The 12,625-nt window shown below is 48.1% G+C and carries 11 protein-coding genes; all 11 read left to right on the top strand.

Features of this window, described 5'->3' with window-relative positions; all coding sequences use genetic code 11:
• Nucleotides 1-320 precede the first annotated feature (320 nt).
• On the top strand, nt 321-1,481 hold the full coding sequence (gene sucC, locus CRG97_RS21215; RefSeq protein WP_006211339.1) for an ADP-forming succinate--CoA ligase subunit beta: 1,161 nt from the start codon (nt 321-323) through the stop codon (nt 1,479-1,481).
• Nucleotides 1,482-1,578: 97 nt separating this feature from the next.
• Nucleotides 1,579-2,508, top strand: a complete 930-nt coding sequence (gene sucD, locus CRG97_RS21210) for a succinate--CoA ligase subunit alpha (RefSeq protein WP_071220478.1) — start codon at nt 1,579-1,581, stop codon at nt 2,506-2,508.
• A 130-nt stretch (nt 2,509-2,638) separates the two neighbouring features.
• Nucleotides 2,639-3,814 (top strand): DNA-processing protein DprA, encoded by a 1,176-nt coding sequence (dprA, locus tag CRG97_RS21205; RefSeq protein WP_098747066.1) that lies wholly within the window; start codon nt 2,639-2,641, stop codon nt 3,812-3,814.
• A 36-nt stretch (nt 3,815-3,850) separates the two neighbouring features.
• Nucleotides 3,851-5,950: a type I DNA topoisomerase gene (gene topA / locus CRG97_RS21200; RefSeq protein ID WP_076325000.1), complete on the top strand. Its 2,100-nt coding sequence runs from the start codon at nt 3,851-3,853 to the stop codon at nt 5,948-5,950.
• A gap of 15 nt (nt 5,951-5,965) precedes the next feature.
• Nucleotides 5,966-7,300, top strand: a complete 1,335-nt coding sequence (gene trmFO / locus CRG97_RS21195) for an FADH(2)-oxidizing methylenetetrahydrofolate--tRNA-(uracil(54)-C(5))-methyltransferase TrmFO (RefSeq protein ID WP_372238816.1) — start codon at nt 5,966-5,968, stop codon at nt 7,298-7,300.
• Nucleotides 7,301-7,329: 29 nt separating this feature from the next.
• Nucleotides 7,330-7,872, top strand: coding sequence for an ATP-dependent protease subunit HslV (hslV, locus tag CRG97_RS21190; RefSeq protein WP_006211334.1), 543 nt, complete (start codon nt 7,330-7,332; stop codon nt 7,870-7,872).
• 49 nt (nt 7,873-7,921) lie between these two features.
• Complete coding sequence (gene hslU, locus CRG97_RS21185; RefSeq protein WP_098747064.1) at nt 7,922-9,328, top strand: ATP-dependent protease ATPase subunit HslU; 1,407 nt, start codon at nt 7,922-7,924, stop codon at nt 9,326-9,328.
• A 457-nt stretch (nt 9,329-9,785) separates the two neighbouring features.
• Entirely contained in the window at nt 9,786-10,193 is a 408-nt protein-coding gene (flgB, locus tag CRG97_RS21180) for a flagellar basal body rod protein FlgB (RefSeq protein ID WP_076324997.1), read from the top strand.
• 5 nt (nt 10,194-10,198) lie between these two features.
• Nucleotides 10,199-10,648, top strand: coding sequence for a flagellar basal body rod protein FlgC (gene flgC / locus CRG97_RS21175; RefSeq protein ID WP_098747062.1), 450 nt, complete (start codon nt 10,199-10,201; stop codon nt 10,646-10,648).
• Nucleotides 10,649-10,692: 44 nt separating this feature from the next.
• Nucleotides 10,693-11,001: a flagellar hook-basal body complex protein FliE gene (fliE, locus tag CRG97_RS21170; RefSeq protein ID WP_076324995.1), complete on the top strand. Its 309-nt coding sequence runs from the start codon at nt 10,693-10,695 to the stop codon at nt 10,999-11,001.
• A 34-nt stretch (nt 11,002-11,035) separates the two neighbouring features.
• The gene (gene fliF / locus CRG97_RS21165) at nt 11,036-12,616 is read left to right on the top strand and encodes a flagellar basal-body MS-ring/collar protein FliF (RefSeq protein ID WP_098747060.1); all 1,581 of its coding nucleotides are present in this window, start codon (nt 11,036-11,038) and stop codon (nt 12,614-12,616) included.
• Nucleotides 12,617-12,625: the final 9 nt, after the last annotated feature.

The raw sequence follows: 12,625 nt of genomic DNA, 5'->3' as shown, positions 1-12,625 counted from the left end.
TACTCTGGGGAAATATCATCATTACTCTAGTTGCAGGGTTGTTAGGCATTGCCGTTGTCGTATTGTGGATTATCGGATTGATACGCTTTGCACGAAAAAACAAATGAATTGAATTTTACATATTTCTCCAATTTATATCTGGAAGGAATCATACCCATGCCAAATCGAGTGGATAAACTGTGAACTTTTTAAGGTAAGCGTTTTAAAAACATGTTACAATAGCTTGGGTTTAATATATAAAGGTTGACAGGGTGATCTTTCATAGATTAGTTCCGTGTTAGCCAGCCTTGTTCCAGTCATGTTGATAGGAGGATTCGAGAATGAATATCCATGAATATCAAGGAAAACAAGTACTGAAGCAATATGGAGTAGCTGTTCCGAACGGCAAGGTAGCGTTTACGGTAGAAGAAGCAGTTGAAGCTGCACAATCTTTGGGCAGTCCCGTAACCGTTGTCAAAGCACAGATCCACGCAGGCGGTCGGGGTAAAGCCGGCGGTGTTAAAGTGGCGAAGAACCTGGATGAGGTTCGTGCTTATGCTGAAGAAATTCTGGGCAAGGTGTTGGTGACTCACCAAACGGGTCCGGAAGGCAAGGAAGTCAAGCGTCTCCTCATTGAAGAGGGCTGCGATATTCGCAAAGAGTATTATATCGGTGTGGTCGTTGACCGTGCTACCGGTCGTGTCGTTTTGATGGCGTCCGAAGAAGGCGGTACCGAGATCGAAGAAGTTGCAGCAGCAACTCCCGAGAAGATTTTTAAAGAGGTTGTAGATCCAGCGATCGGACTTCAAACATTCCAAGCGCGGAAATTAGCGTATTCCATTAATATTCCGAATGAACTGGTAGGTAAAGCCGTTCAGTTCATGCTGGCCTTGTATAAGGCATTTGTAGAGAAGGATTGCTCTATCGCTGAAATCAATCCGCTAGTCGTAACCGGTGACGGAAACGTCATGGCTCTCGATGCCAAACTCAATTTCGATTCCAATGCGTTGTTCCGTCATAAAGACATCCTTGAACTGCGCGACCTGGACGAAGAAGATGAGAAGGAAATCGAAGCATCCAAATACGATTTGAGTTACATAGCTCTCGATGGCAACATCGGCTGTATGGTTAACGGCGCAGGTCTTGCCATGGCTACGATGGACATCATCAAGTATTATGGCGGCGACCCTGCTAACTTCCTTGATGTTGGGGGCGGTGCAACAACGGAGAAGGTAACGGAAGCCTTCAAGATTATTTTGTCCGATCCTCAAGTAAAAGGAATCTTTGTCAACATTTTCGGCGGTATTATGCGCTGCGACGTTATCGCTACCGGTGTTGTCGAAGCTGCAAAACAACTGGGCTTAACTCGTCCGCTTGTTGTACGCTTGGAAGGAACGAACGTAGACCTCGGCAAGCAGATTCTGGCTGAGTCCGGTCTTAATATCGTACCTGCTGATTCCATGGCCGACGGAGCACAGAAGATCGTCTCCCTCGTTCAGTAATATTTCATTCCTGAAGGGGCATGGCACGATGGGCTTCGAAAGCCCTGCCGTGCGGTTGCTTTCATTTTCAAATAACAATAGGGGATGTGAATCAATCGTGAGTATTTTGATCGATAAAAATACAAAAGTTATCACGCAAGGGATTACTGGTAAAACAGCCCTTTTCCATGCAAAAGGCGCCCTGGATTACGGTACACAGATGGTCGGGGGAACTTCACCTGGCAAAGGTGGAACCGAAGTCGAAATTACGCTTGAGAACGGCGAAACCGTCAAATTGCCGGTTTACAACACCGTTGAGGAAGCCAAAGCCAAAACAGGCGCAACCGCTAGCGTAATTTATGTGCCTCCGGCTTTTGCAGCCGATTCCATTCTGGAAGCAGTTGATGCCGAGATGGATCTGGTTATCTGTATTACGGAAGGCATTCCAGTGCTGGATATGGTAAAAGTATCCCGCTATATGGAAGGCAAGAAAACTCGTCTGATCGGTCCTAACTGTCCTGGTGTCATTACACCGGGTGAATGCAAAATCGGCATCATGCCTGGTTACATCCATACGCCAGGACATGTCGGCGTTGTATCGCGCAGTGGTACCCTGACATATGAAGCAGTTCACCAGTTGACAGCTCGCGGCATCGGACAATCCTCCGCCGTAGGGATTGGCGGCGACCCGGTTAAAGGGACGGAGTTTATCGATGTATTGAGACTCTTTAATGAAGATCCTAACACCAAAGCGGTTATTATGATCGGTGAGATCGGCGGTACAGCAGAGGAAGAAGCGGCTGAATGGATCAAAGCGAACATGACTAAACCAGTGGTAGGCTTCATTGGCGGCGCAACGGCGCCTCCAGGAAAACGTATGGGCCACGCAGGTGCGATTATTTCTGGCGGTAAAGGAACAGCCAAGGAGAAAATCTCTGTACTTGAAGCTTGCGGTATCAAGGTAGCTCCTACACCTGCTGAAATGGGCTCAACCCTGGTTAGCGTGCTTGAGGAGAAAGGTCTTTTGGAGTCTTGCACGACTCACTAGAAGTAGATTCTTATGCAATCCTAGGCTAAGCCCATGGTTATAATCTAAGGTAGGCAACCTTTTATTTCCTAAACAGGAAATGAAGGGTTGCTTTTTTGCTTTTGATTTTATATTTTAAGGAGGTCCCATTATGAAGCTGGATAGCTTACTGCTGATCGCATTGCATGAAAGCGAAGGTATCGGATGGAAGTCCATTAACCGAATCATATTGAATGGTGAACTGCATCAGGGGTTGCTGTCATATGATGCGAATGATTGGAGAGCCTGTGGTCTATCTGTCGAAAAAGCGAATAAACTGGCCAAAGATTTTTCTTCCGTTGTCGAAAGAAAGCAGGTCGATCTGTCGAGTACGGATGATGTCGGGTTTGGACAACATGAAGCCGGGGTATGGAATTTGACAAACCGTTCAAAAATACGTATTATAACAGCCCTCGATGATATCTATCCGGACACGTTAAAATCTTCGCCACAGGCACCCTGGGTGTTGTATTGCATAGGCGATCCTCATCTGCTGTCGAGGCCAGGGATTGCGATGGTAGGTACAAGAATGCCTACTGCATATGGGCGTAAGATTGCAACGATGCTATCCGAGGAGTTGGCACGAGCAGGGTTCATGGTTGTCAGCGGCATGGCCAGAGGCATTGATAGCGTAGTCCACGATACGGCTTTGCGAAGCGGGGGACCGACAGTAGCGGTTCTCGGAGCTGGCATCGACGTTATATATCCACCGGAGAACCGATCGCTGTATGAAGAAATCGCGGCTAAGGGACTTATCATTTCCGAATACCCGCCTGGCACCAAGGCGCTCCCGGGATTCTTCCCTCAGCGAAACCGGATTATTGCGGGGCTCACGCTAGGCACCGTGGTGGTAGAGGCGGATGCCCGCAGCGGATCGTTGATTACGGCGGATTTAGCCCTGGAGGCGGGAAGGGACGTGTTCTCCGTTCCGGGACCTCTCACTTCACCGAAGAGCAGAGGGACCTTGGATTTGATCAAGCAAGGGGCCAAGATGGTCACGCAAGCTAGTGATATAATAGAAGAATATGATTCCTGGTTGCCAAAAGTGGCTTCGGATACATACAATAAGGAGCGGCGGGCCCCTCGTCAGGATCATCCGGATGTACTAGCCGGGTTGACAAATGACGAACGACAAATATACCATATGCTCGAACAGGGTCCCGGGTCGCTGGATGAGATGATCGAGCGAACCCGGTGGGATTTTGGACATTTGCATTCAGTTCTGTTATCTTTAATCATAAAAAAGCAGATTACCCAATTACCCGGTGCTATATATAAGATCATTTAATGGGAAAGTTTGAATGTTGGAGAGGAGGATGAACCTGTGGCGGATTCACTCGTCATCGTAGAGTCGCCTGCTAAGGCGAAAACGATTGGCAAATATCTCGGCAGCAAGTATATCGTGAAGGCTTCGATGGGTCATGTTCGCGATTTGCCGAAGAGCCAGATCGGGGTTGAAGTGGAAAACGACTTCAATCCGAAATACATTACGATCCGCGGAAAAGGTTCTGTCTTAAAGGAACTTAAGGATGCTAGCAAAAAGGTGAAAAAAGTGTACCTCGCAGCTGACCCCGATCGCGAAGGGGAAGCCATTGCATGGCATCTTGCGCATGCATTGGAGCTGGATGATACTCAAAGCCTGCGGGTTGTATTTAATGAAATAACGAAAACGGCCGTGAAGGACGCCTTCAAGACGCCGCGCAAAATTAACATGGATTTGGTTAACGCGCAGCAGGCAAGACGTATCCTCGACCGTTTGGTTGGTTATAAGATCAGCCCTATTCTATGGAAGAAAGTAAAAAAGGGACTCTCTGCCGGCCGCGTTCAATCGGTAGCCGTCAAAATCATTCTCGACCGTGAGAATGAGATAAGCGCTTTCGTTCCGGAAGAATATTGGACCATTACGGCCAAGCTGGCCATTAAAGGATCCGCATTCGAAGCCAAATTCACGCAGCTTAACGGCGCGAAGAAGGAGCTGACCAATGAACAGGAAGTCAATGAAATTCTCGAAGCGATTCGGGATGCTTCCTTCCAAGTCGGCGAAGTAAAAGAGCGCGAACGTCAGCGCCACCCGTCTCCACCGTTTACGACAAGTTCCTTGCAGCAGGAAGCTGCACGTAAACTTGGTTTCCGGGCTGCCAAGACCATGTCCGTTGCCCAGCAGCTGTACGAGGGCGTCGAGCTTGGCAAGGAAGGCACCGTCGGTTTGATTACCTATATGCGTACGGATTCTACGCGCATTTCAGGCACGGCTCAAGAGGAAGCGAAAGAATACATCACCGAGAAGTATGGTGATCCGTTCGTTCCGGAGAGCCCGAGACAATACTCGAAAAAAGCGGCCAACGCTCAGGACGCGCATGAAGCGATTCGACCTACATCGGTGCTGCGGGATCCTGAATCCGTGAAGCCGTTCATGAGTCGTGATCAGCTTCGCCTGTATAAACTGGTTTGGGAGCGATTTGTGGCGAGTCAGATGTCTTCTGCTGTGCTGGATACGCTTTCTGTGGATATTACCGCGGGCAAGACAGTCTTCCGCGCAACGGGTTCGAAGGTTCGTTTCCCTGGATTTATGAAGGTCTACGTTGAAGGCAACGACGACGGGACGACAGAGGAAGATAAATACCTGCCAGAGCTTCATAGTGGCGACATTCTGGAGAAGCAGGATATTGAGCCGAAGCAGCACTTCACCCAGCCGCCTCCGCGTTATACGGAAGCACGTCTTGTCCGAACGCTGGAGGAGCTCGGTATAGGGCGTCCTAGTACGTATGCACCGACGCTGGAGACGATCCAGAAGAGAGGCTACGTTGCCATCGAAGAGAAAAAATTCATGCCAACCGAGCTCGGTGAACTTGTCATCGAACAGATGGAGCAGTTCTTCCCGGAAATTCTCAATGTGGAGTTTACGGCGAACATGGAAGAGGACCTCGACCATGTGGAGGAGGGCTCCGAAGATTGGGTCAAAGTATTGGCAGAGTTCTATGAATCCTTTGAAAAGCGCCTTGAAGTAGCAGAGGAAGAAATGAAGGAAATCGAAATCGAAGATGAGGTTTCCGATGAAATCTGCGAAAAATGCGGTAAGCCATTGGTGTATAAGCTGGGCAGGTTTGGCAAGTTTCTTGCATGCTCAGGCTTCCCGGATTGCCGGAATACCAAGCCGATCGTGAAAGATATCGGCGTAGCCTGCCCGAAATGCAAGGAAGGCCATGTCGTGGAACGCCGGAGCAAGAAGGGGCGCGTCTTCTTTGGGTGTGATCGTTATCCCGAATGTGACTTTGTATCATGGGATAAACCGTCAACGAAGCCATGTCCGAATTGCAGCAGTTTGATGGTAGAGAAGAAAAGCAAGCAAGGCATCAAGCTTCAATGTACTTCTTGTGATTATTCCGAAATGGTCGAGGAACAGGACGATGCAGCAGATTTGTAAGGCATACAGGGGGTAATGACGTTGACAGATTCACAGAGGGTTACGGTTATCGGTGCAGGGCTTGCAGGCAGTGAAGCTGCTTGGCAGATCGCTAGCCGCGGCGTACCCGTTACATTATATGAGATGCGGCCGGTCGTTAAGACGCCGGCTCATCATACGGACAAGTTCGCTGAGCTTGTATGCAGTAATTCGCTTCGCGCGAACGGTTTAACCAACGCAGTCGGGGTATTGAAGGAAGAAATGCGGATGCTGAACTCGCTTGTCATCGGTTCGGCAGACCGCAATTCTGTCCCGGCTGGCGGCGCATTGGCCGTTGACCGTGACGGTTTTTCGGGAGAAATTACGGAAACCCTGCATCAGCATCCTTTAATTGAGGTTGTAAATGAAGAAATTCAGCATATACCTGAAGAAGGCATCGTTGTTATTGCCACAGGGCCTCTGACTTCGCCTGCATTGTCATCACAGATTCGTGAGCTGATGGGTGAGGACTATTTCTATTTTTACGATGCAGCTGCTCCGATCGTGGAAAAGGATTCCATTGATATGAGCAAGGTCTATCTGGCATCCCGTTACGATAAAGGCGAAGCGGCATATCTGAATTGTCCCATGACGGAAGAAGAGTTTGACGCTTTCTATGACGCTCTTATCAATGCCGAAGTCGCTCAATTGAAAGAGTTTGAGAAGGAGATTTATTTCGAAGGCTGCATGCCGATCGAGATTATGATGAAGCGTGGTAAACAAACCGCCTTGTTTGGCCCGATGAAGCCTGTAGGATTGGTGAACCCGCATACTGGCAAGCTGCCGCACGCTGTGGTGCAGCTCCGTCAGGATAATGCGGCAGGTACCCTCTACAACCTTGTCGGTTTCCAGACTCATTTGAAGTGGGGCGAACAGAAGCGGATCATTTCCATGATTCCGGGACTCGAGAACGCCGAAATTGTGCGTTACGGCGTCATGCACCGCAATACGTTTGTTAATTCGCCTAGACTGCTGGAACAAACCTATCAGGTGAAAACAAGGCCTAATCTGTATCTCGCGGGACAAATGACGGGTGTCGAAGGATATGTTGAATCGGCGGCATCCGGATTGATTGCTGGAATCAATGCAGCAAGAGCGGCTCAGGGGCAGGAGGGGATTGTATTCCCTCAGGAATCAACTATCGGGAGTATGGCCTACTACATCACCCATGCTGATCCCGATAACTTCCAGCCGATGAATGCGAACTTCGGTCTTCTTCCGAGTCTCGAGAAGCGCATTCGCAACAAAAAGGAAAAGAACGAAGCGCTTGCGAGCCGAGCTCTTGACGGAGTACGAATATTTATTAATGCTAACGAACTAAATACAATCTAATCTTATTTTCTTAGGGAGGTCTTGCCATCATGGAAATGACTTTTCACGCCACGACGATTTGCGCAGTACGGCATAATGGCACAGCAGCTATTGCCGGCGATGGCCAAGTTACATTTGGTGAAAGTGTAGTCATGAAGCAGACCGCCAAGAAAGTGCGCCGTCTTTACCGGGGACAAGTTGTCGCCGGTTTTGCCGGTTCTGTGGCGGATGCAATCACGTTATTTGAGAAATTCGAAGGCAAGCTGGAAGAGCACCATGGAAACCTGCAGCGTGCCGCTGTTGAGCTCGCGAAGGACTGGCGTCAAGACCGTGTGCTTCGCAAACTTGAGGCTTTGATGATTGTTATGGATAAAACAGGAATGCTCCTGATTTCAGGCGGCGGCGAAATCATCGAGCCTGATGATGATGTGCTGGCCATAGGGTCAGGCGGCAATTTTGCGTTGTCGGCAGGTCGGGCGCTTAAGCGACATGCCGGACATATGGAAGCGAAAGATATAGCCAGAGAGGCGCTTCAGATCGCTTCTGAGGTGTGTGTCTATACCAACAGCAATATTATTGTCGAAGAGCTGTAAGGATGCCATACAGTAACATATAGCCATATCAGGGGTGGAGGTATTCGCGATGAGTAAAGAATCGATGACGCCAAGACAGATTGTATCCGAGCTGGATAAATACATCGTAGGCCAGAAGGACGCTAAAAAATCGGTCGCTGTAGCCCTTCGGAACCGCTATCGCCGGAGTTTGCTTACGGATGACGAGCGGGATGAAATCGTACCGAAGAACATTCTGATGATCGGTCCTACCGGCGTCGGCAAAACGGAGATTGCAAGAAGGCTTGCCAAGCTGGTCCATGCACCGTTCGTCAAGGTCGAGGCGACAAAGTTTACCGAGGTTGGTTATGTCGGCCGTGATGTGGAATCCATGGTACGGGATCTTGTGGAAACCGCGATCCGGATGGTGAAGCTGGAACGTACCGAGAAGGTAAAGGACAAAGCCGAGGAAATGGCGAACGAGCGGATCGTTCAGCTGTTGGCGCCTTCAACCAAAGGACAGAAGAGTCAGCGCAATCCCTTTGAGATGCTGTTTGGCGGTACTAATAACGATACCCAGGCCGAAGATGAGGATGCGGACGATAAGGACGTTAGTCTCAAAGAGAAACGGAGACAGGTTCGTTTTAACCTGCTGTCCGGTAAGCTTGAAGACGAAACGATTGAGATTGATGTCGAGGATGCTGCTCCGAACATGTTTGATATGTTTGCGGGGCAGGGCAATGATCAGATGGGGATGAACATGCAGGAAATGTTCGGTAATCTGATGCCAAAGCGCACAAAGCGCCGCAAGCTGTCCGTCAAGGAAGCCAGGAAAGTGCTGACGCAAGAGGAAGCGGGCAAGCTTATCGATATGGATGATGTCATTCAGGAGTCCATTCGTCGGGCAGAGCAATCCGGCATTATCTTTATCGACGAGATCGACAAGGTTGCCAGCCAGGGCCGTCAATCAGGTCCAGATGTGTCCAGAGAAGGTGTGCAGCGCGATATTTTGCCTATCGTGGAAGGCTCCACGATTATGACGAAATACGGGCCGGTAAAAACGGACTTTGTCCTCTTCATCGCTGCCGGTGCATTTCATATTGCGAAGCCATCGGATTTGATTCCCGAGCTTCAGGGGCGTTTTCCGATTCGGGTGGAGCTTAGCAGCTTGTCACTCGACGATTTTGTATCTATTTTGACCGAGCCGAAAAATGCACTAACCAAGCAATACGTCAATCTGTTGCGTACTGAAGATCTTGAGGTTGAGTTTTCCCCGGAAGCTATACGGGAGATCGCCCAAATCGCGGCTTCGGTTAACCAGAACACGGAGAATATAGGCGCGCGGAGACTTCATACGATACTGGAGAAGCTCCTCGAAGACCTGTCATTTGAAGCGCCTGAGTTGACGCTGGACCGCATGGTGATTACGCCGCAGTATGTCCGGGAGAAACTTGCCGGCATCGCCCAGGACCGGGATCTGAGCCAGTATATTCTGTAGTTGCATGCATATAGGTCTATCTTCCGGGTATGCGAAAGGAAATAATTGTCGATATTCATCATGACCCTACCAGCAAGTTGTCGAAGCGCTTTCGCATGTTGGAAGGGATCGGGACGGATTTCGTAATTTTTTGTGAATTTTATGGGTCGTAGCAGGACCTACCCTTCGGGAAAAATCGCTTAAATTTTACAGATTTAGTGGTACGATTTGCAATAATATAGAAAAAAATCGGATAAAAATGAACACAAAGCCCTTCTTTTTGGTAAAAGATAGGGCTTTTTTCTTATTGTAAAAAGTCCCAATCTTTAAGAAACTTAGTTTATGTGACATCATGTTGTCTTTTTCTACTTAAGACCTAGGTTAGTTCATACGGATTATATGATTTGTCGAAAAAAGAGGATTTAGCTAGGAAGAGTGGAATACCTTTCTGCAAAGTCCAGTCAGGAGGAATGAGCTAGTGAATCTGTTGAACAATAGTTCTTTTCAACGGCTTCAAAGCGGTTTGGATGCAGCGAATCTCAGAAACAATGTGATTGCAAACAACATCGCCAACGTGGATACTCCTCATTTTAAGAGATCCGAGGTATCCTTTGAGAGTCTTCTGAAAAAAGAAATGGATGGGGCCCAATTGTCGCTTCAGGGCAGAAGAACGGATCCCAGGCATTTTGTCATTGGTCCAACCGGGGGGATTCCTGATGCTTCGGTTATGAAGGATGGCAGCAGCTCCATGAATAACAACCAGAATAATGTCGATGCAGACAGAGAAATGTCGCTGCTTGCAGAGAATCAGCTCCGTTATAATTCATACATACAAGCTGTAAATGAGCAGATTCGAATGATGCGTACAGCTATTGAAGGGAGATAGGGTTCATGAATATTAGCAATAGCTTCGGTATTAATGCATCAGCTCTAACAGCACAACGGCTTCGAATGGATGTCATTTCCTCCAACATAGCCAATGCGGAAACCACTCGCGCTCGAATAGAGAATGGCCATGCCGTTCCGTATCGCCGTAAAACGGTTGTGTTACAGCCGCAGCAGGAGTCATTTGAAGGGCTTCTTAGAGCTCAGATGAATGGTCAGAATGTGGGACGAGGGGTAAAGGTTGCGCAGGTGCGGGAAGATCAAGCTCCGCTGAAACAGGTATATAACCCTACACATCCGGATGCGAATGCGGAAGGCTATGTCTTTATGCCTAACGTGGACATAACGAAGGAAATGGTGGATATGCTGGCAGCTACCCGTTCTTACGAAGCTAACGTTACGGCGATAAATGCTTCGAAAGCGATGATTATGAAGGCGTTGGAGATCGGTAGATAGCAAATAGAAATACATAAGCCCATATTGTAGGAGGAGAGAAAGAGATGATTCAAAATGCAATGTTCAGTGTTCAGGGCGTACAGCCGCTTCAACTGCAGGAGCAAGTGAAAAATGGAGCGACTCCTTCCGAATCGATTCGCGATTTTGGCTCTTACCTGAATGAAGCACTGAACTCTGTGGCAGCACAGGAACAAAATGCTCATGTCATGAGCGATAAATTAATGATTGGACAAGTAAACGTAGATCAGGCGATGATATCCGCCCAACAGGCTCTGTTGAGCATTCAGCTCACAACGCAGGTCCGAAACAAAGTGGTAGAAGCCTATCAAGAGATCATGCGCACGCAAATCTAAATGTTTCTAGCAAAGTTTCGGATGGGGTGACAATGTGAACGAGAGAATTACCCAATATAGGGAGAGAATGACCCAGTATTGGAACCAATTCAGCAACAAACAAAAAATAATGTTAATCGCTACAATAGCATTTGTTTTGATTGCTCTAATCGTACTAACGATGCAGTTCTCTAAGACGAAGTACGAAGTAGCATTCCGGGATCTAAATTCCAGCGATGCCGCAGGAATCATCAGCCACCTGGAGACTCAAGGGATTTCCTACAAGCTGAGCGAGGATGGCAGAAGCATCCTGGTTCCGAGTACGAGCGCAGCTAAAGTCCAGATTGATGTAGGGTCTCAAGGACTTGTACAGAATGGTACGATCGGATTCGAAACCTTCGAGAAGAACGCATCGGCCATCGGGATGACAGATAACGAATTCGAAGTGAAATATGTAAATGCACTGAATGGCGAAGTAGAACGACTGCTTGAGAAGATGCAGGGCGTCCAAGATGCAACGGTATTATTAAATCTGCCAAAAGAAAGTGTATTTGCCAAGAACGGAAACGAAGATCAAGCCAGTGCTTCCGTAGTTGTGCAATTCAAACCGGGCTATCGTCCTAATCAAGAAGTCATTGACGGGTACTACAACCTGGTGAAGACAGCCATTCCAAACTTGCCGGTTGAGAACATTACAATCACCAATGACGAAGTCGAGCTGCTCGCAACAGCTAAAGGCGGCCAAGGTGGATTGATGGGCAAGGTGGAAGAAAACTTCGCGCTTCAGAAAAAATTCGAAAGCGACGTTAGGCAAAATGTTCAGCAGTTTCTCTCGCAATACATGGGATCGAATAAAGTTAATGTTCTGGTTGCCTCGAAACTGAACTTTGATCAAGTGCAGAGCAAAGAAAACATCGTAACCCCTGTTGATGAAGAAGAAATGAAGGGGATTGAGCTCAGTGTTCAGGAGATCCAGAAGAACTATTCGGGAACCAGTAGTCCAACCGGCGGAGTGGCCGGTGTAGGCGAAGAAGCTGTTCCGGGATATCCTAGCGATTCTGGAAGTGGAGAAACGAACTCGGAAGAGCTCTCCAAAACCGTTAACTATGAAGTTAACCGGATTACGAAGGATATCATAGCAAGCCCATATACTGTTAAAGATTTAACCATTAATGTCTCGGTTGAACCACCTGCCGGACAACAAACTTTGGATGATGCAACAAGAACGGCAATACAGAACATTCTGGTGAATATTGTACGAGCGTCGCTCTCGGATACAGACTCTACTTATACAGACGCTGATTTGTCCAAAAAAGTTTCGGTTATTTCACAGGTATTTAATGTAAATGCGGATGAAAATCCGAAAACCGTTCTTTCAAAACCTGTATTATGGGGGATTGGTATCGCTGCGTTAGCGTTAATTGCCGGAGGAGCCTATTTCATCATCCGCAGACGCAGACAGCAGCAGGAAGAATTTGAAGATGACATTCAGCTTCCACCAGTTACGGAATTCCCATCGATTAATCTCGAAAGTATAACCAATGAAAGCCAGGTTCGTAAGCAGCTCGAAACCTTGGCGAAGAAGAAGCCAGATGAATTCGTGAATTTACTTCGCACATGGCTAGCTGAGGAATAGAGGTGGAAG

It is taken from the genome of Paenibacillus sp. EZ-K15 (assembly GCF_002573715.1).
Classification (GTDB): Bacteria; Bacillota; Bacilli; order Paenibacillales; family Paenibacillaceae; genus Paenibacillus_AQ.
This window is presented reverse-complemented; position numbering and strand designations above follow the sequence as displayed.